This is a genomic window from Streptomyces sp. NPDC031426, from assembly GCF_055581585.1.
Window position 1 is genome coordinate 40,114 of record NZ_JBVIJE010000030.1, and the last position, 22,422, is coordinate 62,535.

The 22,422-nt window shown below is 71.5% G+C and carries 13 protein-coding genes; all 13 read right to left on the minus strand.

Going from position 1 to position 22,422, the window contains the following annotated elements; translation table 11 throughout:
* Positions 1–21 precede the first annotated feature (21 nt).
* From ACZ5NH_RS37790 to ACZ5NH_RS37850, 13 genes are read right to left on the minus strand one after another with little or no spacing between them, the layout of a single operon-like run.
* Positions 22–2,220, minus strand: coding sequence for a hypothetical protein (locus ACZ5NH_RS37790; protein WP_468781867.1), 2,199 nt, complete (start codon positions 2,218–2,220; stop codon positions 22–24).
* A complete protein-coding gene (locus tag ACZ5NH_RS37795) occupies positions 2,217–6,128 on the minus strand; it encodes a putative baseplate assembly protein (RefSeq protein ID WP_468781869.1) in 3,912 nt (1,303 codons plus the stop codon). The genes ACZ5NH_RS37790 and ACZ5NH_RS37795 overlap by 4 nt, the downstream gene beginning before the upstream one ends.
* Positions 6,125–9,328, minus strand: coding sequence for a putative baseplate assembly protein (locus tag ACZ5NH_RS37800; protein WP_468781871.1), 3,204 nt, complete (start codon positions 9,326–9,328; stop codon positions 6,125–6,127). Before ACZ5NH_RS37800 ends, ACZ5NH_RS37795 begins: the two co-directional genes overlap by 4 nt.
* Positions 9,325–9,798: a GPW/gp25 family protein gene (locus ACZ5NH_RS37805; protein ID WP_451555173.1), complete on the minus strand. Its 474-nt coding sequence runs from the start codon at positions 9,796–9,798 to the stop codon at positions 9,325–9,327. Before ACZ5NH_RS37805 ends, ACZ5NH_RS37800 begins: the two co-directional genes overlap by 4 nt.
* Complete coding sequence (locus tag ACZ5NH_RS37810) at positions 9,795–10,127, minus strand: PAAR-like protein (RefSeq protein ID WP_468781875.1); 333 nt, start codon at positions 10,125–10,127, stop codon at positions 9,795–9,797. Before ACZ5NH_RS37810 ends, ACZ5NH_RS37805 begins: the two co-directional genes overlap by 4 nt.
* A gap of 27 nt (positions 10,128–10,154) precedes the next feature.
* A complete protein-coding gene (locus tag ACZ5NH_RS37815) occupies positions 10,155–10,667 on the minus strand; it encodes a phage baseplate assembly protein V (protein ID WP_468781877.1) in 513 nt (170 codons plus the stop codon).
* 10 nt (positions 10,668–10,677) lie between these two features.
* Complete coding sequence (locus ACZ5NH_RS37820; protein ID WP_468781879.1) at positions 10,678–11,823, minus strand: hypothetical protein; 1,146 nt, start codon at positions 11,821–11,823, stop codon at positions 10,678–10,680.
* Entirely contained in the window at positions 11,816–12,181 is a 366-nt protein-coding gene (locus ACZ5NH_RS37825) for a LysM peptidoglycan-binding domain-containing protein (protein ID WP_468781881.1), read from the minus strand. Before ACZ5NH_RS37825 ends, ACZ5NH_RS37820 begins: the two co-directional genes overlap by 8 nt.
* Positions 12,182–12,187: 6 nt before the next feature.
* On the minus strand, positions 12,188–12,847 hold the full coding sequence (locus ACZ5NH_RS37830) for a CIS tube protein (protein ID WP_451555178.1): 660 nt from the start codon (positions 12,845–12,847) through the stop codon (positions 12,188–12,190).
* On the minus strand, positions 12,844–13,449 hold the full coding sequence (locus ACZ5NH_RS37835; RefSeq protein ID WP_468781883.1) for a hypothetical protein: 606 nt from the start codon (positions 13,447–13,449) through the stop codon (positions 12,844–12,846). The genes ACZ5NH_RS37830 and ACZ5NH_RS37835 overlap by 4 nt, the downstream gene beginning before the upstream one ends.
* Positions 13,436–20,032: an eCIS core domain-containing protein gene (locus tag ACZ5NH_RS37840; RefSeq protein WP_468781885.1), complete on the minus strand. Its 6,597-nt coding sequence runs from the start codon at positions 20,030–20,032 to the stop codon at positions 13,436–13,438. Before ACZ5NH_RS37840 ends, ACZ5NH_RS37835 begins: the two co-directional genes overlap by 14 nt.
* Positions 20,029–20,400: a hypothetical protein gene (locus tag ACZ5NH_RS37845; protein ID WP_468781887.1), complete on the minus strand. Its 372-nt coding sequence runs from the start codon at positions 20,398–20,400 to the stop codon at positions 20,029–20,031. Before ACZ5NH_RS37845 ends, ACZ5NH_RS37840 begins: the two co-directional genes overlap by 4 nt.
* Positions 20,391–22,421 carry an AAA family ATPase gene (locus ACZ5NH_RS37850; protein ID WP_468781889.1) on the minus strand — a complete coding sequence of 677 codons (2,031 nt, stop codon included), beginning with the start codon at positions 22,419–22,421 and terminating at the stop codon, positions 20,391–20,393. The genes ACZ5NH_RS37845 and ACZ5NH_RS37850 overlap by 10 nt, the downstream gene beginning before the upstream one ends.
* Position 22,422: the final 1 nt, after the last annotated feature.

Genomic DNA, 22,422 nt, shown 5'->3' on the forward strand with positions numbered 1-22,422 from the left:
GCGTCTGGTGGCCGACGGGCGTCAGGTCACGAAGAAAATGCCCGCGTCGGTGCCGGCCGGTGTGAACTCCGCCAGACGGGCACGGAGGTTGTCCGTGCGCTGCGGCTGGAAGAGGTCGTGGAAGGCGCCCTGCTCGGAGCGGTCGGCGGCGCCTCGGGAGATCTCCGGGGCGCAGCCGCGAGCGAGTTGGGCGTAGGCCGGGGTGCCGTAGCGGAGGCTCGTGAAGCGCGGGCGGACCCGGTCGCTCTCGGCGGCGGCCAGTGCCGGGGCGTCCGCCCGTGGCAGCCGGCCGTTCTCGACGAGCTCCTGGACGGCCTCGCGGACCAGGTCCGGCTCGCAGCGGTAGCGGCGCGGGGTACGCGAGCCGGGCGGCACGTAGCTGAAGCGGAGGCAGCCGACCGAGCGGCGGGCGACGTTCATCCGGCCGGTGAAGACGCAGTCCTCGGCGATGTCGACGGCGTGCGTGTGCACCTCGCCGATCACGGTGGTGCGGTAGGCGTGCAGGACGGCGTGGGCGTGGCGGCAGTCGGGGGCGGAGAGCGCCTCCAGGCCGGAGGCGGTGGCGTCCAGGATGCTGTCCGCGATGTGGATCGGGAGCGGGTCGTCGCCGACCTCGTCGCCGACTACCTGGATGGTGCCGAGGATCGACCGCTCGATCTGGACGCAGGCCGTGGTGCGGTCGAGGACCAGGCTCGGCTCCTCGGGCGAGTGCGGTGCACAGCGGTCGGTGAGCGACCAGCCGGGGACCAGGGTGCAGTGCCGGATGACCAACTCGCCCAGCGGGCCGGTGACGTTGACGCCGCGGCCGGTGATGAGAAGGCCGTCGAGGACCATACGGCCGCCCGGCGCCCCACTCGAACCGCTGCCGGTGCCGCGGATGTTGAGGGCGTCCGGGCGGTTGCCGTACCAGTCGAGCAGGCGGATCACCGGGCGGGTGCCCTCGGCGGCGCGCAGTTCGAGGCGGTCGCCGGGGTCGAGGGCAAAGTCCAGCTGCTCCTGGTAGGCGCCGCTGTGGGTGATCTGGATGATCGCCTCGCGTCCGGCGGTGCCCGCGGACTTGTCGGCGCGCCACTGCTCGTAGGCGTCGGTGATCCGCTCGAAACGGCGGCCGGGGCCGACCCGGTAGACGGCGGCGTCGGGCGGGGTGACGCGGTCGCGGGGGTACTGGCCGCCGCCCATGTCGTCGGAGAACGCGTAGTGATAGCTGACCCAGACGCCGCGCGTGGGTGCGGAGCGGGCGCCGAAGGCGATCCGCCCGAGCTCGGGGTCGACGGCGACCTGGCCGTACTTGGGCCGGTAGTGCCAGCCCGAGAGGTCGGCCACCACGATGTCGGAGAGCGGGACGGGCGTGAACTCGTCGTCGCGCCACAGGACGAAGCTCTTGCCCGGTCCGTAGAAGTCGCTCAACCTGTCGGCGAGTTGACGGCGGGTGATGAAGCCGGGGACGTTGTCGATGGTGGCGATGTGTGTCGCCGAGGGCTCCGGCTCGGGGTGGGTGACGAGCGGGGTGTCGTTGCCGAGGATGGAGAAGGTGTAGTGATTGCGGGCCCGGTCGAGGCAGTAGGCCGGGCCGCGGGAGATCGCGTACGGCTTGAGACGCCAGACGAAGAGGCCCACGCCGGCCGGGGTGACTCCGCCCTGGCGGCGGGTGGCGGCGGCGCGGCGGACGTCGGCGGTGCGGGCCGAGGTGTCGAAGGGGCTGCCCAGCAGGTCGAGGGCGGCGCCGTCGCGCAGGTCGGCGAGGCGGCCCCGGCGCAGGCGGCGGCGGTCGGCGGACGGCTCGTCGGCCCGCAGGAGACGCACCGGCTGGGTCGTGGCCAGGAGCCGGGAGAACTCCACCGCGCGGGCCGGCCAGTCGGCGGTGGCGGCGCTGATCTCCTCCAGCACGGCCAGCGTGCCTTTGCGACGGCGGCCCGCGACCGTGTCGGCCACGTCGCGGCGCGGGGCGAGGCGGGCGGCCAGGCCGGGGTCGGTGCTCAGCGTGTCCTGGTAGCCGGGGAGCACCTGGTAGCCGACGAGGTCGCCCAGGTAGGGAAGGACCCAGTCGGCGGCGGTCTCCACGAACCAGTCGTCGTAACTCTGCTCGACGGTGGTGCGGATCAGGTCGATCTGCTCGGAGATGACCGCGAGCAGGGCCCGCAGCGGCTCGCCGGACTGGGCGTCGCGGATGCGGTACCAGTCCGGGAGCAGGTCGAGCAGGCCGTCGGGGTCCCGGCTCATGCGGAGGCCTCCTTGAGGATCAGGGTGTCCGGCAGGTCCGGGGAGAGCACGGCGAGCTGCGCCGGGCGGATCCCGCGGAAGACGACCACGGCGGCGGGCGGCAGCAGGGGCTGGGTCCCGGTGAGGTCGGGGTTGAGGCGGAGCAGCTCGACCAGGGAGATCCCGTACTGGGCCGCGATGTCGGTCAGGGTCTCCCCCGCCGGGTCGGTCACCCGGTGGCGTTCGATCCGGTGGCGGGCGGGCTGTGCCGCCACCACGTCCTCGGGGGCGGTGAGTCGGTCGCCCAGCCGCTCAAGTCCCTGGGGGGTGAGGTCGCCCGGGACCCCGGTGAAGGCGGTGACCTCGATGTGGTCGACGCCGGGGACGGAGTGGGCGGTGGCCAGCACCTCGGAGAGGTAGGCGGGCTGGGCGAGTTCGCGCGCGTCGAAGCCGAAGCGGGCGAGGAGGGCGGCGCGCAGGGCGGGCTCCACCTGCTCCCAGTCGAAGTCCTGAGCGACCGTCACCTGTGCGGCGAGGAGCAGCAGGACCTTCTCGCGGACCGCCACCTGCACGGGCAGCCGGAGGTCCCCGTACTCGGCGAGGGAGGCGCGCAGGGCGGTGAGCAGGCCGGAGTCGGGGGCGATGGGAATGTCGTCCACGCCGGCGACCGTGACATGCACCAACTGGCGTCGCCCATCAAAGAGTTGGGCGGCTGATGCGCGGCCGATGCCGGCCCGGGCCCGGGTGAAGTCCGCGTAGTCGGGTACGGAGACCAGGCGGTCCAGGGCCGAGACCGCCAGCGGGACCTGGCGGCGCCGCGGGGTGAAGCCGCGGGTGAGCGGGCGGGTGTCGGTGGCGCCCGCCGCGCCTTCGGGGTCGGCCCCGCCGGTGGCGGGCAGCGGGTTGGTCACCCCGGTCACGCCGAGCGGGCGGGTGGCCAGCTGGGTGATCTTCTCGGCGGCGACGTTGGCTGACCTGCCGATGCCGGTGCGGTAGGTGGCCCGGACGTTCTCGTGGCCGCCCGGCAGGCGGGAGCCGTGGATGCCGTCGCCGAAGGTGACCCGGATCCGGCCGTCCTCGGTGGTGCTCGTGGTGTAGACCCGGTCGTGCGGACCGGCCGCGGCGAGGGTGTCCACCTCGTGCCAGAGGACGCCGTCGACGCGGATGCGCAGGGTGCTCGCCGCGCCCTCCGGGGTGTCGGCGGCCAGCCAGGTGAGCGGGGCCTGCCAGAGGACGAAGCTCTGACCGGCCTGGCTCGCGTCGCCGCTGCCGATCGGTTCGTCGCGGGTGGCGCCCTGGGTGGCACGGACCACGTTGCCGTAGATCTTCACCGTGGAGCGCTTGTAGCGGTAGGCGAGCGGTGCGGTGAGCATGAGGGTGGTGCGGACCGTGTCACCGGGCAGCGCCGGGTCCACGGCCTGGACGGCCTGGAGGACCATGGCCAGCTCGCTGCCCCGTACGCCCGGGGTGCCGGGGATGTCGGTCCGCTCACCGGAGACGACGATCCAGCGGCCCGGAGCCAGGCCTTGGTGGAGCTGGGCCAGGTCGATCAGGTCGCCGCCCACGTCGTCGGTGAGCGGCTCGCCGGCCAGCCGGAAGCTCTCGCCGCGGGCGTAGACGCTGGTGTCACGGATGTGCGAGAGCAGGGTGTCCTTCTCGTCCAGCCAGGGGTCTTCCAGGGTCAGCTCGGTGACCTTGCCGGTGATGCCGAAGTCGGCGCGGGAGAGCACGCGGACACCGCTCACCCGGGTGATGACCCTGGAGAGCTGGGGATCACCGGGGACGCCGCCGGTCACGCCCTTGCGGGGGCGGTCGACCGCGACCCAGCTGCCGGGGGCGATGCCCTCGTAGACCGCGTCGAGCGCGAGCACATTGCGTGAGGTCAGGCCGAGTTGGGTGGCGAGGGTGACCTCGACGGAGGCCGGGCTGTCACTGTCGGCGGCGGCACGCTTCGCGGTGATCTGGTACGCGCCCTGGGTGCCCGTCAGCTCGTCACCAAGGGCGAGGTGGAAGTCGAGCGGCTCGGGCAGCGGCGGGTTGGGACCGTTGCCGTCGCCCTCGTCGGTGGTGCCGGTCGCGGTGATCGTGACATGGACGCGGCCGTCGTCGCCGGGGCGGGAGACGAAGAGGTCGCGCTCCGGGAGATGGGGCAGCAGACGTGCGCTGACGCCCTGCTCCTGACCGGCGGCGAGGGCCCGGCGCAGCGCCGACTCGTCGCCGGAGCTGGAGAGTTCGATCTGGCCGGTGCCAAAGCTGTGCGTGCCGTCGTCGTCCGGGAGTCTCCAGCTCATGCTCACCGAGCCACCGGCTTCGACGGAAGTGAACACCGCGTGCTGGGGCGTGGCGCCGTCCCGGCCGTACTCGACGCGCATGCTGGTGAGCTTGGATCCGGTCAGCGGCCAGTCGGTGTAGCGGACGACGCGGCCGGTGTCGTCGTAGACCGGCTTGAGCGGGGCGGTGGCGCCGAAGGGCGTCGCGGTGACCCGCATGGCCTGCGCGTCGAGCAGTGCGAGGGGTGCGCCGAGGTCGGCGTTGCCCCAGGCGGAGTAGAGGCCGTCGCGCAGCCGCGGGTCGAGCGCGGTGAGCAGTTGGGCGCCGAGGTCGGAGCCGGGGGCGTAGCTGCGCTGCGGATCGCGGGGGAGGGAGCGGGCGTCCGGGGGCAGGCCGGCCGGCGGGGTGCGCAGGGCGGAGAGCAGCGGGCCCAGGCCGGCCAGGGCCGGATCGTGCACCTCGCCGGGAGAGTCCCCCGGCTCGCTGCCGGGAGCTCCGGGAGGTGAGGCGACGACAGGCACGTGTGATAGGGCGGCGGTGCGCGCGCCAGTGCCGGCGGTGGCCGGTTGCGGCGGTTGCGGCGGTTGCAGGCCGAGGGCCTGGTTGCGCAGCCGGGTCAGTTCGGTGTCGAGGGCCTCGAACCAGTCGGAGACGTCCCGGTAGTCCTGCCCGTAGGCCTTGGCCTCGCGCAGCCGGGCGAGGGTCTGCGTCAGCCGGTCGGCGAGCTTCGGCGGGGTGTCGAGGGTGTCCAGCTCGCCGCGCAGCGGGGCCAGCACCTGGTCGTCGAAGTCGCTGACGATGCGGCTGTGTTCGGGCCAGGGATTGGGGTTGTGCTCCCCGCCGGGGGTGATCCAGCGGGTGAGCACGGCCTTGATTCCCTGGAGGGAGGGCAGTGAGGCCTGCGGCAGGCCGATGACCGTGGTGCCGCTGTCGCGGTCGACGCTGACGCCGGGGACCGTGAGCAGGATGCGCTGGCTGCGGTCGGCGTCGCGGTCGGCGCTGAAGATGAGGAGCAGCTGGTCGCCCTGCTTGATGTTGTTGGTCGTGCCTGCGGCGAACAGGCTGCTGCGCTTGGCGAGTTGGGTTACCGTCAGCTGGTAGGGGCGCCGCTGGAGGACCTGGAGTTCGTTCCAGGACCAGCGGGCCGCGAGGTCCTCGACGGTCTCGAAGGACTGCGGCTCCTCGCCCTGGCCCGGGACGCTCTGCGAGCGCGTGCCGCGCGGGACGACGACCGTGGTCTCCTGGCCGCTGCGCGGATCGCGGTCCACGGTGTACGCCAGATAGGTCTCGGCGGCGACGCCCGGACGGGGCTTGTGGCCGACCAGGCCGCCGAGCAGGGCGAGCGAGCCCTCCTCGGTGGCGGTGCGCAGGTAGCCCTCGTTGGCGATCCGCTCCGAGTAGAAGGTGAGGACGTCGCCGACCACGGCCGCGGCGTCGACCAGCGCGATCGCCGGGTCGTCCGGCGTGCGCACGGTGAGGTTCCGCAGGGCGGGGTAGGCCGGGCCGGAGAGCCGGTCCAGCATGGCGGAGACGAAGCGTCCGTACTCCCCCACGCGGTAGCGCACCGCGTCCAGGCCCGGCGGGTTGAACACCTCGACCGGCGTCGCCGGGTCGGCTCCGCCGCGGGCGCAACCGCAGCTGCACGGGGTGCCGGTCATCGGCCGCCTCCGATCTCGATGCTGAGCCGGCCGTTCTCGGGCCGTGCGGGGTCGTTGTCGCACACCGCTACCTCCAGCGCGCCCACCGGCAGCACTCCGGCCGCCAACTCGCCCTGGTCGGTGCGGAAAAGGCGCCGCAGACGGGTCACCTTGGCGCTGAGCACACCCGGGACCGCCGCGGCGGCGGCGACCAGGCGGCTGACCCGGACCGGATCGCCGAAGGTCAGCGCGTCCGGGTGGAAGAACCCGAGTCTGCCGTCGGAAAGGCGGCGGTTGCCCAGCACGCACCGCAACTCAGCGAAGACATGGCCGAGTTGATGGGCGGGGTCCACGCAGACCGACAGCGCGAGGTCGACCGGGACCTGGAGCGCGGGGCGCACCACCAGCTCGTGGCCGACGCGGCGGTAGGGCAGCAGGCTGTGCTCGACGGCCCGCAGCAGTGCCTCGCCGGGCTCGGGGAAGTCGACGGCCCCTGCGGGGCCTCCCGCCACGGCGGCCCCCGGGCGCTCCGCCGCCTCGACGGCGACGTGCATCTCCTGACCGCTGCCGGTCCAGCGCAGTTCGGCGGCGGCCCGGCGCACGCCCGGGACCTGCGCGGCCAGAGCCGCATAGTCGCCGGGGGTGATGGCGCGCCTGAGCTCGCGGTGCGGGGCGAGCGGGGCGAGCCGGCGGACCTCTTCGATCGCCTCGGGCTCGGTGCCGCCGACGGCGGGGAGCGGGTTGCGGACCGCCGTGACCGCCTCGAAGGCGACTCGTCGGGAGCGCGCGCCGCGGCCACTGTCGTCGCTGCCGCGGCAGATGACGAGGTGGTTGATCGCCTCGGCGCCGACGTTGCCCGATGCGCCGTTTCCGACCCGGTAGGCGACCTCCAGCGTGGCACCGGGCGGGGGCGGCGCGCCGTGCTTGCCGTCGCCGAAGCGGAGGGCCAGGCGTCCGTCGTCCTCGACCTCGCCGACCATGTGGTGGCCGCGCGGGCCGTCGGCGAGCAGGTCGCGGCGGGCCGTCCACACCCCGTCGTCGGCCTGGGCGCGGACTGCGGGCAGCGCGGTGCGCGGGTCCTGGCGCAGGCCGTCGGCGGCCGGTCCGGCGAGCACGGGGTCGCCCGGGTCCAGTTCGGCGGCGTAGCGCTCGCCCCAGCTCTGGGCGATCTCCCAGGCCACGTAGCGGTTGAGCACCGTGCCCGCGTGGGCGCGGGCGGTGAGCACCTCCAGGCGGCGGAGCTTGCCGGCGAGGAGGCGGGTGCGGCGGTCGTAGAGCTCCCGCAGGGCACGGCCGGGGTGCTCGTCGATGCGCAGGCGCCGGATCGTACGGGCGCCGAAGGCCACGGTCAGCTCGTCGATCTCGCCCTCGGTGGGCGGCTCCCCCTCCTCGGCGCGACGCCACAGATCCTCGATCCGCTCGCTCAGGCGGGCGGGGATGGCTGCCAGGCGGCCGGCCTGGCCTGCGGCGATCCGAGCGGGGTCGGGGTAGACGGTGGCCTGGGTGACGGGAGCGTAGCGCAGGACCGGGCGGAAGCGGGGGGTGATCGCCGGGTAGGTGCTCTGGGCGAGCAGTGTCTCCAGGGCGTGGGCCTGGGCGTCGGCGGTGGCGGGCTGGACACGTTCCTCGACCGTGGTGCCGGGGGCGAGAACGACGGATATGCCTGCGCGGACGACGGCTTCCGCGCCCAGGTGCGGCGCCAGGTCACGTACCTGATCGGGCGTCAGTGGTCGTCCATGGCGAGTCTGTTCGAGCAGGACGTGGACGGCTTCGGCGGCGGGACTGCCCTGGGTGCGCTCGTCGGAGCAGCCGAAGGCGGTGGGGCCGCAGGGCCTGAGTTCGGCGGGCGCGGGCGGTACCGCGAACCGTTCGGGGGCGCCGCCGCAGAACGTCAGCGAACGGCCGTGGTCGACCAGGACGACGTTGCCGCGGGCGACGCTGACGTCCGTGATGAGGGCGCAGTCGAGCCCGCCGCGCGCGGACAGGCACAACGGGAAGGCCAGCGCGTCGCCCTCGCTCCAGGTCACGTCGACGACCGGCTGCTCGTACAGCTCGTCCTCGCCGGGGACGACCGAGGTGAGCCGGACGACCTGGCGGTGCGTCGGGTCCGCGCCGGCGGGTGTGCCGGTGCGCGGGCCGAGGACCTCCTCCAGCACGAGCAGATCACCGGGCTTGAGCTTCAGCCCCCGCTGCGGGGTGTCCATGAGGGTCGCGGCGGTGGCGCCCTTGGGCAGGAGACACTCCTCATCGCCCCAGGTCCAGAATCGGATCTCGTTGTGCTCGGGGCGGAGTTGGACGTCCGCGCCCGGGTTCAGCGGCTCGAAGATCTCCAGGCCGACCGGGAGGTCGGCGAGGGCGTCCAGGTCCTCGTCGGCGATGACCGTGCCGAAGTCCGGGCGCTCCTGCGGTCCCAGGCGCGACACGTCGAGGGCGGCGAAGCGGAACCCGCCTTTGGGCAAGGCGCATGGCCGGACCGTCCGGAGGGACACAAACGCACGGGCGTTGCAGCCGTCGTGCATCGCGTAGTCGATCAGGCGGACGTGGCGGCGGACCGAGACCCTACGGCGGGCCGTGGCGAGGTACGCCTCAGTGGCCACCGCGTCCTGGTGGTACGAGAGTTGGTCGCCGGTATAGGCCAGCAGCTCGACCAGGGCCGTGCCGACATCGGGGGCATGGCGCTCGATCCAGCCGGGGGCGGTCAGGCTCATCCGGTCCAGGATCAGCCGTCGCAGGCTGTCGTAGTCGCGCGCGGTGTAGTCGATGACGGGGTGGCGGGCGTGCTGCGGGGCGCAGTCCTCCTCGTCCTCGCCGCAGTCGTACGGGCTGGGTCCGCCCTGGTCGAAGGTGAACTCGGCGGCGGCGTACCGGACATCGAAGCCGCGGCGCGGCTGCGTACCCGGCCTGCCGAAGGCGTCGGTCTCGACGACGCGGAGGCAGTAGGGCGAGGCGTCCCCCGCCTTGTCCAGGGTCACGAACATCCGGTCGTCGAGCTCGGGGTCGTCCTCACGGACGATCTCGACCGCCAGGGCGCGGATGTCCCTGATCCGGCGCCCACCTTCGATTCGAACGTGATGATGCGTCAGATGATGTGGTGCCTTGCCGAGGAAGGTGACGGTGAGCGTACGGCCGTCGTCGCTCGTCTCCACCTCGTCCACGCCGTGCAGGCGCGCGGCACGGACCGCGCCGCGGCGCCGGTCGGTCCGGCAGTCTGTGCTGCTCACGCGGCTCCCCCGCTCCCCTCGAACACATCGGTCCGTCGCGACCCGGTGCGCCGGACGGTATAGGCCAGGTGCACCCGCACCACGTTCTCCTCGCTGACCACGTCGAGCGCGTCCACCTCGATCACGTCGCCGAGCCAGCGCTGCAGGGCGGCCTGGACGGAGAGCTGGAGCGCGGAGGCCAGCTCCGGGCTGTTCGGCGCGAAGACCAGGTCGAGCAGCCCGCAGCCGAAGTCGGGCCGCATCACCCGCTCCCCCGGGCTGGTGAAGAGCAGCTGCTCGATCATGTCCCGGACGTGGCCGTCGTAGTCGCTGCCCGCGGTACGGCCGCGACTGTCGACGTGAAAGGGAAAGGCGATGTCGGTGCGGGGCGGGTACGGCTGCGGCGCGGGCAGCCGGATGACACGCTCGGCCTGGGAATCCACCGCGGCGGCCGCGCCCGCCGCCCCGGTTCGGCGGTTGCGCGGGCTCATCGTCCCATCACCCGCTGCTGTACGACGGTGACGTTCGGCGAGCCCTGCGTCGCGCCCTCGGCCGTGTGGCAGAGCGCCGTGGAGTCCTGCAGCAGGGCGGGCGAGCCGTTGATACGGATGCGCGCGGAGGTCCCCGTCCAGCGGATCGTCGTGCAGGGGGCGGCCTTTCCCCCGGTGGTGAAGGTGCAGCCGGTCACCGTGTAGACGTCGGCCTCGGTGGCGGCCGGGCTGCCGTCGATGAGCACCCGGGACTGGGCGGGCAGGACGTTCGCCTGACCGCCGTGCGGGCACATCACCGTGGCGCTGATGGTGACAAGATTTCCGGACACGTGAACTTGGCCTTCCCCCGTCGGAATTCAGGTGATGTTGAGCGCGTCGTTGTTGATGGTCACGGTCGGCCCCACGAGGGAGATCACCGCGCCCTGGCCGTTGTTGATGTGCACCCCCGTGTCGTCGATGACGATCGACGCGCCGGAGGGGTGCTTGAGGGTGATGCCCTTGCCGCCGGGCTCGTCGGACAGGACGATCTGGCGCTGACCCGGCGTCTGGAGCACCACGTTCGGGTCGTTGCCGGCGGTCATGGCGTCTTCCGGCACCTCGTGGAAGCCGCCGTACCAACACCCCGTCCAGATGGGGTAGCTGGGGTCGCCCTGCTCGAACTCCACCCACACACCGGCGTCCACCGGCGGCAGATGGAACTGCCCCATCCCGGGACCGGCCAGCGGGAAGCACGGCATGGCCCAGGTCGAGGTCACGTCTCCGAGCACGTCCGGGACCTGGACCTGGAGCCGGCCCACGCGCATGGGGTCGGCGTTGCTCATCACGGTGCCCCGGTACTTGCCGAGGTAACGGGTGGGTTCAGCAGCCATTCTCTGTCTCCTAGGGGACGACCGTGGGCTCCAGTGCGATCAGCCCCTCGCGTGCAAGGGTGAAGTTCTGCGTGTACGAGCCGCGTTGCAGGTTGTGGGTCACGGATTTCACGTAGTACCGGCCGTCGTAGGTGATCCCGGCGCCGCGGACGCCGACCAGTTCCCTTGCGCGGAGCACGTATCCGTACCGGACCACGTCCAGCTGCCCGGAGCCGGTGACGGCGTCGGCGGATTCCGCCGCCTTGGCGAGGGCTTCCGCGATGCCCTGTCCGCTGTCCTTCTTGGCGGTGTCCCCGATGACGGTCTTCTTCAGCGCGGGCGCCGGGCGCCGCGCCAACGGAGGGCGTAGGACGCTCACTTCGGGCACGGGCAGGACGGCCGAGACGCGGGTGGCCGGCAACTGGATGCGCGCCTCCGGCTGCTCCCTGGCCGTCCCGTCGAAGGCGAAGGTGAGCTGGTCGACGTTGGACAGCCCGTCCATGTTGACGTTCAGAGCGTGCTGCGGTTCCCCGAGGCGGACCTCCGGCCCCCAGTAGGCGCGGCTCTGTCCCGGGACCGGCCCGGGGTCGAGGTAGAAGGCGTAACCGTTCGCCTGCGCCAGCTGGTTGACGTAGGCGAGGTCGGTGCCCTTCTGGAAGTCCACGCGCTGGGTGGGCATGGGGGTCTGCGGGATGAGCTCCGGGATGACCAGCGGGGTGATCCCGTACTGGGCGTACTGGGCGATGATCGCCTGGACGCGGGCGGCCGGGGACATCGCGGGGTACGGGACGGCGGCTCGCTCCTCCAGGTCCATCAGCACGGTCAGGTCCTCGCCGGTGACGGTGAGCGTCGACTGGCCTGGCCGGTTGCTGATGCCGACTTCCTGACGAATGATCACACCGTCCATCAGCACGGTGGGTGTGCCCTGGACCGTGATCGTGATGACGACACGCGTCTTGGGATCGAAGAAGCCGCCCGGCAGCAGAGTGCGGCTGATCAGGCTGTCCTTCGCCAGGTCGAACGCCAGCTGGAAGCCGCTGCGCTGCCCCGACGCCACCGTCACCTGCACGGAGAGGAGCGAGTCCGCGACCTCCTGCGCGACGGGTACGGCCAGCTGCGGGCCCATCATGAGCGTCAGGTGGATCGGCCCGGTCGTGATCGGACCGTTCTCAGCCATTCACCCCTCCGGGCACGCCGCTGGGCAGGGTGATCCGGATCCGCCGGCCCGGCTCGTCAGTCAACTCCCGTGGGTCCAGAGCCAGGTTGGCGTCCGCGATCCGCCACCACTGTTCGGCGTTGCCCAGGTAGCGGCCGGCGAGGAGGTCGGGGCGGTCGCCGGTGCTGACGGTGTGGGTGGTCAGGTCCGCCATGCTCTGCGGGTCGGGCAGGAGGCGACGACGCAGGTAGGTGACCTGATGGCCGTCCGGTTCCGTGAACCGGGCGGTGCCCAGTCCGTAGTAGCGGCTCGATCGCGGGTAGGCCGTCGTCGCCTGAGTGAGCGCGACCGCGTCCAGCGGATTCTCCAGTGACGCCATGGTTGATCAGACCCCTCCCAGTCCGCTTCCGCTCAACCCCAGCGCGCTGAGCCGCCGGGTCGCGGCGGGACCCGCCAGCCGCTCCTTCTGCGCCAGGTACGCGAGGTAGAGCTCGTACCCCCGATTGGTGACCGGTAGATCACTGACTGTCAGCACCCGGAGTGTGATGGCCACTTGAGCTCTGATCGGATTGAGGTCGACGTCGAACGCCTCTTCCGTGATCGAGAACTCCGTCAGCCTGACGGGCACAACCCGCTTGTTGCCCCAGGTGAAGAGCGTCAGCGGCGCCTCGACGGGCGTGATCTCCAACGTGCCGCGGGCGGCCAGCGCCTCCAGCTGGCGCAGGCTGGCACTCGACGGACTCACCAGCATCTCCAGCACGGCGAGCTGCGGATGAATCCCGTTCGGCGCGGCGACATCCAGCTGATCGGTCGCGTCGATGTCAGCGGTCAGCTTCCACGTCTCGACGGCCGGCCCCTTCAGCCGCAACGCCTCCGTCCGATCCCCCGACTGGTTGTCGGCCCCGGCGGCCTGTGGGGCGATGCTGCGCTCCAGGCTGTCGGGGTTGAACTGGAGGACGATGATTTCATTGGGGGTTCCGCGTTGGGGGTCGATGATGACCAGGCCTGAGCGGATGGGTTTGGGTATGTCTGCGTAGCTGGTCACTCGGCTTCCACCACCCCGGCCTCTTCGTAGGCGTCCAGCACGTCCTGCGCGTCAGCACGCAGTTGGTCCTCCAGGTCCTCCCGCGCAATCCGACGCAGCATCGGGATGTATTGCAGGGCAGGCGTATAGGTGGTCGCATAGATGGCTGCTTCTCGGACGTCGTAGTCCTCGTCCGCCAGGCCCGCCGAAATCCTGGAAAATGTCACCTGGTCGAGCCTTTGAGGGGAACCAAGCGCCAACATCAACAGTGCCCCCGCGCGCTCCTCAGCAGAGTCGGCGCGGTCATGGAACTCCAACAGCTCTTCCACGGAGAACACATCGAGGTGCTTCCGGGCGTGCTCCGTAAACGCCTCACACTGACTGGCCACCTCTGCGGCCACACATACATACGAGCAGCCAGTGGCGTCGTCGACGGAAAAGGTCAGGTTCACTCCTGATGAAATCCGCCACACGAGTTCACGAACGGTGCCGACTTCCAAGTCTTCAGGAACGTCGCGTACCAGGGGCCAGACGAACGAATCGGCATAGCGGGAGACCTCGCTCTCGGCTCCGACCGCAGAGCGCATCACCAGCCGCGGCGACTTGAACTCAAAGGATGACATCAGTGGTATCCAAACTCTTCAGGAAGACCTGCACGCTCGGCACTTCCCCTGCCTGAACCGCATACATATCATGAATCCTCTTCCTGATTTCGAGAATCAGTTCCCGCTCTTTCTCCTCCGGATTCGCGTCTTCACTTATATCGAGGTCGGACAGCGAGTCGACCCAAGCTCGTATCATGGCCATCTCACGCGTGGCAAGCTGATTAGCATTCTGTACGTACTTCAATCCCGGGCGAAGTGAATTCATGCGGGAGTTGTTCAGATACTTCACAAGGTTCCGCGCCTCGCCAGGTGCTCCCTTGGGGGACATGGGTGCGAGATCCACTGCCTCTTCCAAGGTCATGTGTCCATTGGCCGCGAGATCAAGAGCCATGGCATGCGTTGCCAGCGCTCCAATGTTCCTGTGCCCCTCCTGATGGACGATCCAGGTGTTCACCTCCGCCGCAAGCCCCGGCTGCGCACCCTGTGGCGCTGTGCCGGCCAGCATGTTGCGAGCGTCCTCGGCGAGTTGCCGGCTTCCGCCGGTCTTCTTGAGAATCGCCTTGAACTCGCCGTAGGACACTCCGCTGGCCTGGCCGGTCGCCGGGTCCGTCACGTCCACGAGCCTGTTCCTCTTGCCCGCGTCCGTCGTCGGATTCCTGCGCTGCCGCTCGTTCCGCGCCTTGAAGCGACGCAGCACGCTCAACGGGGTAACACTAGCTGACTGGTGCTCAACCACATCGCTATCGAGACCGGGTTGATCGCGCCGACGACGCAGCGCCGCTTGGACCTCTCCGCCGCGTGCCCCGGGCTGCGCTCGAATCGCATACATGGGCTGGGTACCCTCGACCGCCTTGGGCAGTCCCACGGTGTTCGCGTTCCGCACACCGCCTGAAACCTCGATCTCTTCACCGATCTTGCGTATGGCTCGCAGGATGCGATCCACCTCGACCTTGACGCCGCCGATCTCCAGTTTCTTGCCGAGTACGACGTCTTCTTCGGGGTTGAGAACTGCTCGAACGGCGAAGTTCTTTGCGCCCCGCACGGCGAGCGAGGTGAGGCGGTACCAAGCTCGCATGCCGGCCAGGACGCCGTTGAGGACTCCTCCTCTGACGCCTTTGCCCAGAAGGTGCTGAAGTATGGGCCGGATACGGGCCACGATGCGAGCCAGCCGCTCCTCCTTCGCCTGCGGCGAGTTCTCCTTCCCGTGTTGTTCCTCGTGCTTCCGCCGGCGCTCTTCCTTGCGCTTGTTCCACCAGTCGCGCAGTTGGTCGCGCTTGCGCTTGTACGCGTCGTAGACGTTGTGGGCGCCGTTGCGGATGGCGCGGCCGAGCTTGCTGTTCTTGAGTTTGCGGCCGAGGGCCCGGGCCGCGTTGCGGGCCTTGGCGAGGGCGCTTTTGACGGCGCCCTTGGCGCGGTTGAGGGCGCGGCCCACGCGGGAGACGGGGCGCTTTGGGCGGGCGGGCTCATGCGGCTTCTCGGGCTCGTGGGGCCTCTTGGGTTCCGCGGGCTCATGCGGCTTGGCGGGCTTGGACTCCTCCGGCTCGTGCGGCTTCGTGGACTTGGGGTCCTCGTGCTCGGCGGGGCGCCTGGTGTCGGTGGGCCGCTCTTCGGGGTGGCGTGTCTGGGGATGCTCATCCTCGGGGTGACGAGGCGTCGTATGGGGCTCGCCCGGGCGCTCGTGGGGGTGCTCTCCGAAGGTGGACTCGGCCGGGCGGCGGCCGGACGGGAAGCGTTCGCGGAGTGAGGACATCGCGTTGCGCAGGCCCGTCCGAGCGCGGTTGACCGCTGTGCCGACGGCCTTCCTGGCACCCTTGCCGGCCTTGGCCAGGGCCTTCAGGATCTTCTGGGCAAGGGCCTTGAGCTTGGTGCCCACGGCCTTGCCGGCGCCCTTGAGCTTGGAGAGGAGGTACTGGGAGACGAATTCGAGGAGGGCGACGACACCGGCTGCGACCGCCTCCGCGAAGAGGCAGGCGGCCGGGCCCGCCTTCACCGCCTTCAGGAAGGCGAAGAACTTGCCGAAGGCGGCGATGATTTTGCTGATGGTCCCCCAGGCGGCCATCAAGCCCTGAATGATCGTCATGATCGCGCCCGCCGCAGGCACGATCATCGAGATGACCTTCTCGATGATGATCTGCGCGAGCATCATCGGAAGGGCGGAGATGATCGCCTTCCAGGCCATCTGGCCGATCTTCTTGAGGGAGATGCAGCCCTTGATGAGGATGTTCAGGAGGGTGGACGTCAGGCCGACGACGGACTCGACCTTCTGGTCGAACCAGGCCTTCACCGCCGTCTTGACCGCGCCCCAGAGGTGATGCTGGATGCCGTCCCTCGCGGCGGCGCCCATCTTGCTCAGCCAACCGCCCGGGTCCGGGGCGATGTCCGCGATGAGCGCCGCGAGTTGACCGAGCGCGGCGATGGCGGCCTTGACGAAGTTGATCGCCGCCTCGACCATCGAGCGCACCTGGTTGATGATGGCCTTGAGGGTGGCCTCGGCCAGCTTCAGCAGTGCGTTGAGCGCGGCCCCCAGCGCGTCGAGGAGTGCGTTGACCGCGGCCTTGAGCGTGTCGGCCAGGGCGTTGACCGCCGCGATGGCGGCGTCGCGCAGGTCCTCGATGGCCTTGCGGAACTTGTCACGCAGCGCCGGGAACGCGGCGAGCAGGACGTCGCAGATCTGGATCAGCGTATCGGCGACGGCCTTGATCAGCTCTACGGCAAGCTTGCGGCAGGTGTCGATGACCGAGTCCGCGAACTTCTTGAAGCCGTCGATGATGTCGTTAACCAGCTTGCGGAAGAAGTCGAAGATCTTCGTTACCGCCGACAGCAGCGCGTTGAAGGCATCCTTGATCTTGGATGTGATCCAGCCGAACCAGCCCGAGGACTCGTGCTTCTTCTTCTCCTTCTCGTCCTGGGCCTTCTTCTGCGCCTGCTCGCGGTTGTCCTGGATCTTCTTGTTGTCGCTGGTCTGCCGGTCCTTGACCTGCTTGTTGCTGTCGTCGCGCTTGGAGAGGATCTTCTGGTTGTTCTCCGTGTGCGACTGATCCGCCTGCTTGTCGGAGTCGGCGACCTTCTGGTCCTGCTCTGACCGCCACTGGTCGCGCGCCTGCTTGGCCTGGACTCCTACCTCACCGCGCTTGTCCGTCTGCTTCCTGGCGTTGTCTGCCGTCTCCTTGTCGATGTCCGACTGGTTCTTCGTACGTGCGTCGGCCTGCTGCTGCTTGTTCTTGGCCTGGGCGCTGCCCACCTGCCCCTGACCCTGGCCGATCGCCTGCTTGATCTGCGGGCCGCGCTGCTGCTGGACGACGGTGGCCTCACCGGGCTTCAGCTGCGTGCCGGCCTTGCCCCCGCCGCCCTGGCCGCCGGCGCCCCCGGGGACGTTGCCCTTCAGGGTCTCCTTCGGCACGTCCGGGTAGATCTGGTCCTCGCCCAGCGGCTTGGCCGCGTCCTGGCGGCCGGTGTTCTGGATCTCGGAGGTCTTGTCGTTGTACTTGCCGGCCTGCTGGTCCGTGAGCTTCGGGTCGGCGTCACCGGTCAGCTGCACCTGGGGGGCCGGGCCGACGGTGACGTTCAGACCGGGGTCGGTGGAGGGAACGTCGTTGACCGCGTCCTGCATGTTCTGGACGTCGTGGGCGTCCGCCTTGCCGGCGTCGGTGGCCGGGACGTTGGGGGTCTGGACCTGCTCCGCCGGGTTCTGGCCCTGGACCTGATTGCCGTCGGCCTTCTGCTGCTGGCCCTGCCCCGGCGGGGCGACCCGCTCCAGCTGGCCCGACACCTGCGGGGCGGGGGCCTCCTCCGTCGGCTTGCCCTGCAGGGTCTGCGGCGCGCCGGAGGGGCGCTGCGTGGTCGGCGGGGCCGCCTGGAGCTGGGCCTGCTGCTGCCCGATGGAGTGGTCGACGGCGCCGTCGGCACCGTTGAGGACGGTGACCGTCTGGTCCGCCGGCACAGCGGCGGCCGTGCCCAGGGCGGCCTGTGGGTCCTGATCGGAGACGTTGGGCGGAGCCGGGCTCTTCTGCTCCTGGGCGCCGCCACCTCCGCCTCCGCAACCGCCGCCGCTGCCCTCGGGCTTGTCGGCCTCGGTGCTGGGCTCCGGGGACCCCGCGCAGGCACCGCCGCCCGGTTCGAGCGAGGCGCCGGGGGCGGGCTGGGCGCCGAGGGCGCCCGGGGCGTCCGACTGCTGGTCGGCGGGACCGAGGGCCGGGGACTGCGCGGCGGCGCGGGCGGGAACGACACCGCCCGGCGCGGCGCCCGGCCTCACGATCGCCCCCGTCGGCTCGGGCGCGCCGACCGGGCCGGCAGCAGCGGCGGGGGCAGGTGCGCGGCCCGGGGTCGACCCCGCGGCGCTGCCTGATCCAGGGGAGACGCCCGCCGGTTGCTGCGCGTGCTGCGCGGCGGCCGGCCGCGCGGCGACACGGGCAGAGGTCGGCGCTGCGGGAGCCGGGGCGTGCTCGGCCTCCTGGCGCTCGTTGTGCTCGGCGGCACTCTCCTGCTGGGCCGGGCTGGGGGCGGTCCCCCCCTCGGTCTGCGGACGTTCGGCCGACGCCACGTCAGTCTGCCCGCCGGCCTGCGGATGCGCCTCGGCCTCCGGCTCAGCGGCCGCGGAACCGTCGTCGGCCGGTTGCGCCTGCTCGGGGTCCGGGCCGACCTCCTGCTCGACCGGCTTCTCGGTCTGGAGGTCGTGCTCGGTGCGGTCCCCGGCCGCGTTCTCGGCGACGGGGCCCGGCTGCGGGACCGACTGGGGAGTACGGCGGCCCGGAGCGGGCGGGGCGGTCGCGATGGGGGGCTCGGCGGGCTCATCGTCCTCGCGCTCACTTTCGCGCGCCGCCTGGACCTTCTCCGCCTTGGTCGGGGGCGGGGCCGGGAAACTGGGGACCTCGGCTGAGGCCGGGGCAGATCCGCCTGCGGACAGGTGTATCTGATCGGCCGTCGACACAGCGGAGACGTCGAGGTCGGTGGAGGGCAGGAAGTCCTCCGGTTTGAGCGTGGCCTCCGCCCCGCCGGTGGCGCCGGGCTTCTCGGCACCTTGGGGACCGCCGATCTCGTTGTCGGCGCCCGGCTCCAGGCCCTCGGGCTGCTCCTGCTCGGGAGGTTCGCCGCTTTCCTCGTCGCCCTCCAGGACGCCGTGGCGGACGAGCGAGCCGTCGCGCTGCTCCGCGGTCTTGTCGACCTCCTCCGGGCGGACGGGGCCGGGCTGCGGGTTGGGCAGGTGGTCCGGGTTGTGCGGCTTGCCGCCGGCGACGGGCTGCTTGGTCGCGGACTTCCGCTCGTGCTCCGGCGAGCCCTCGGCCTTCGCGGCAGCGGGCTTGTCCTTGGTGTCCTTGCTCTGCTCGGACTTCTGCTGCTGGTCCTGTTGGGCCTGCTGGTCCTTGCGGTTCTTGTCCTGGGCGTCCTGGCCGTCGGCCTGCTGCTGGCCGGCGGTTGCGCCCTGGGCCTGGTCCTGACCCGGCTGGTCCGCCTGCGCCTGGTCGCCGATGGCCGCATCAGACCGGGCGGAAGCGGACTGGCCGTTGGTGGCGCCGTCGGACGCCGAGGATGCGGACGATACGGATGCGTCGCCCCCGGCTCCGGACGAGGAGGAAGTCCCCTCGGGTCCCTGTGCGTTCCGCTCTCCGCGCCTGCGCTGCTTGGAGGGCCTTCGCTTCTTCAGCTCCTCCTGGTGGACGCGCTGCTGCGGGTACCTCTCCTCGTGCTCCTGCTGTCGACGCCCCCCGGCCGAGTCGTCGCGGTGCTCCTGCTCGGCCTCACGGTGGTCGCGTTCCCGTACGTTGTCCTGGTCGTGCTCGGCCTCGATCCGGTCGACCGTGTCCGTGACCGGCACCGGAGTGAGCGGGGTGTCCATGCCTTCGGGCAGGTGCGCGGCCTGCTCGGCGAGGTCGAGGACGCGCTGGTAGTCGGAGGATGGCAGGCGGAGTTCGAGCTTGGCGAGCACCGCCTGTTCCAACTCCGGGGCGAAACGGGTCAGTTGTTTGCGGACCCGGCCCGATGAGTCCGAGGGGTCGCCGCGCAGGGAACGGAGGATACCCGCGGTCAGCCGGTCCACCAGGGTCGCCGGGTCGAGGCGTTCGCTGCGGAGCCGGTCGGCATCGACGCGAGCGTAGCGCAGCCAGCCGGGGGTGGCGGAGCTGTCCCGCGTGACCTCGGTCCGCCCCGCGTCCGCGCTGCGCGCGCCCTTCTCGGCCTGCTGCTCGACGGCGTCGGTGGACAGGCTGACGCCGCCGAAGTCGCGGCCCGCACGCAGCCGACCCGGCTGGTCAGGAGCCTGGACGGTGTGCAGCAGCTCGTGCGCGAGCAGCCGGCGGCCGTCCTCGGTGCCGGGGCGGAAGGTACCCGCGCGGAAGAAGATCTCCTGGCCGACGGTGACCGCGTCGGCGCCGACCAGGTCGGCCAGCGCGGCCGAGTCCTCGTCCGTGTGCACACGTACGCGGCTGAAGTCGTGACCGAGCCGCGCCTCCAACTCCCTGCGGATGCCGGGGTCGAGAGGGTGGCCGGCCCCGCTGATGATCTCCTTGGGCTCGGGCGTACGGGCGGAGCGCTGCGGCTTGCGCGCCTTCTGCTTGGAGCTGCCGCTGCTCTGCCGACCCTGCGCGGGCGCGTGGGTGCCGCTCATCCGCGCCCCCTGCGGCCATTCGCGGCACCGGCACCGGCACCGGCACCGGCACCCGACAGGCCGGCGTAGACCGCGCGGGCGACGGCCTCGCCCAGGCGGCGCGGGTTGCCGGTGGCGGGCAGCTCGGGCAGCCCGGAGAGGAGATCGAGTGCCCGGTCGCCGTCGGCGAGCAGGGCGGCCGGGACGCCGCGCTCGCGGACCAGCCGGTCCAGCTCGCCATGGAACGCCTCACGGACCCGGTCGGCGTCGCGAGGGGCCAAGTCGAAGCCGTCGAGGGCGAGTTCGCCTATGTCGATGCGAATCGCGGTCGGTGCGGCGGGCGCCCGCCGCCTGTCCTCGGTCGCGTCGTGCACGTCGTTCAGACCCACCCGTCCACCTCCGAAGGCGTCAGGGAGCGTTCGAGCTTGAGGTACTCGGTCCGGGCCGCGGCGAGCATGTGCTCCATGCGCACCGGACTGCCCTCCTCGGCGGCGAGGAAGGCGCCGGCCAGCGCGATGTTGCGGATCGAACCGCCCGCGACGGTGAGTTGGGCGAGCCGATCGGGGTCCAGTCCCGCCGTCGGCGTCCGGTCTGGGATGACACGGCGCCAGATCTCGGCGCGCTCCGGCACTGACGGGAAGGGGAAGTCGACGACGAAGCGGATCCGTCGCATGAAGGCGTTGTCCAGGGCCTTCTTCATGTTGGTGGTGAGGACGGCCAGCCCGCGGTAGGCCTCCATGCGCATCAGGAGGTAGCTGACCTCCAGATTGGCGTACCGGTCGTGGCTGTCCTTGACCTCGCTGCGCTTGCCGAAGAGCGAGTCCGCCTCGTCGAAGAGCAGCAGGGCGCCGCCGCGCTCGGCCGCGTCGAAGACCCGGCGGAGGTTCTTCTCCGTCTCGCCGATGTACTTGCTGACCACCTGCGAGAGGTCGATGACGAAGAGGTCGACGCCCAGCTCTCCCGCCATGACCTCGGCGGCCAGCGTCTTCCCGGTACCGGAGCCGCCCGCGAAGAGCGCGGTGACGCCCAGTCCGCGACGTAGAACGCTCTCGAAGCCCCACTCATGGTGGACGGTGGCCCGGCGCCGCACGTGCGCGACGATCTCGCGGAGAATCGCACGCTGGCGTTCGGCGACGACCAGATCGCCCCAGCCGGCGCGCGGTTCGACCCGGCGGCCGAGCTCGTCGAGGGCCATGCGGGCCTCCAACAGACCGGCCCGCCAGGCGAGTTGGGTCGGATCGCTGCCGCCGTCGCGGGAGCCCGACGAACGCCGGACCGAGGTTGCCGCCGCGCGGATGACGTGCGCGGGCAGCGAGAACTGGGCGACCAGCCCCCGCAGGCCGTCCTCGGTGACGTCGGGAAGGTCGCCCAACGCGCCAGACCAGACGTCGAGTTGCTCCTCGGAGCTGAGTGCCGGAACGGTCACACGCTCGGCGCGGCCGCGAGCGGTCGCCGGACGCGGCTCGTCGGCGGAGAGCACCAGCGGTACGGCGAGCCCGCCGGTCAGGGCGTCGACGGCGGCCGAGGTGTCCCGGGCGGCAAGCCCGGCCGGCGCCTCGCCCAGCGAAACCCCCGACGCGCCGTCGTACCGCTCCACCAGCAATGCCGCGGGCAACAGCACCGCCTCACGCTGCCACAGCCTGGCGAGTTGATCGCGCTCGCCGGGATCGGTCGGCAGGTCCTCGGCAGAGACCGCGTACAGGGTCAGCCCGGACTCGCGGGCGGCAGCGGCGGCGATCTCCCAGCGGGTTTGCCGGTCGGCCCCGACCAGCTCGACATGCGGCAGCGCCTCCAGCTCGGCTGCGGCCCAGCCCACGGACACCTCGCCCGCGGTGCGCTCATACGCAGCCGGCAGCGCCTCCCCCGGCAGGGCGACACGGTGCAGCAGCCCGTGCAGGCGCACGTCCAGATAGTCGACGCCGACCAGGAAGTGCAGGATCCGCTCGTCGATCCGGATGCGTGCGGCGGTGAGGGCCACCGTCCCGTCCCTGTCGTCGAGTTCGACCAGCCGCCAGCGGCGCAGCGGTCCGACGGGGGCGAGCGCGCTCCAGTGCGCGTCGGACAGGGCGGCCAGGGCGAGCGAGAGGGTGGGGTACGGCCGCGCCGGGTCACCGACGGCCGCGGCGCAGCGGCTCGCGGTGGTGGAGTCCAGTTCGGCGGCGGCGGCCAGGACCAGGATGTCGCGCTCGAAAGGGCTCAAGCCGAAGCAGGAGCAGAGCGTGTCCAGGGCGCTGCCGGGCTCCGGGTCCGGGCAGGCGGGCAGCTCGGACCGGGCGTCGGCGGCCGCGCCATCGCGGTCGCGCCCGGACGCATGGGCGTCCAGGCGGGACAGCACCGCTTCCACCGCCATCGACAGCGCCTTGTGGTGCAGGTCGTGGCCGCCCGGCACCTTGGCCTTCTCCCCTCCCATG

Bases quoted from the DNA above. Each gene is read 5' to 3' on its own strand.
- ACZ5NH_RS37840 (WP_468781885.1), bottom strand. From the start codon at position 20,032: ATGAGCGGCACCCACGCGCCCGCGCAGGGTCGGCAGAGCAGCGGCAGC.
- ACZ5NH_RS37820 (WP_468781879.1), bottom strand. From the start codon at position 11,823: ATGGCTGAGAACGGTCCGATCACGACCGGGCCGATCCACCTGACGCTC.
- ACZ5NH_RS37815 (WP_468781877.1), bottom strand. From the start codon at position 10,667: ATGGCTGCTGAACCCACCCGTTACCTCGGCAAGTACCGGGGCACCGTG.
- ACZ5NH_RS37835 (WP_468781883.1), bottom strand. From the start codon at position 13,449: ATGTCATCCTTTGAGTTCAAGTCGCCGCGGCTGGTGATGCGCTCTGCG.
- ACZ5NH_RS37825 (WP_468781881.1), bottom strand. From the start codon at position 12,181: ATGGCGTCACTGGAGAATCCGCTGGACGCGGTCGCGCTCACTCAGGCG.
- ACZ5NH_RS37850 (WP_468781889.1), bottom strand. From the start codon at position 22,421: ATGGGAGGGGAGAAGGCCAAGGTGCCGGGCGGCCACGACCTGCACCAC.
- ACZ5NH_RS37805 (WP_451555173.1), bottom strand. From the start codon at position 9,798: ATGAGCCCGCGCAACCGCCGAACCGGGGCGGCGGGCGCGGCCGCCGCG.
- ACZ5NH_RS37795 (WP_468781869.1), bottom strand. From the start codon at position 6,128: ATGACCGGCACCCCGTGCAGCTGCGGTTGCGCCCGCGGCGGAGCCGAC.
- ACZ5NH_RS37790 (WP_468781867.1), bottom strand. From the start codon at position 2,220: ATGAGCCGGGACCCCGACGGCCTGCTCGACCTGCTCCCGGACTGGTAC.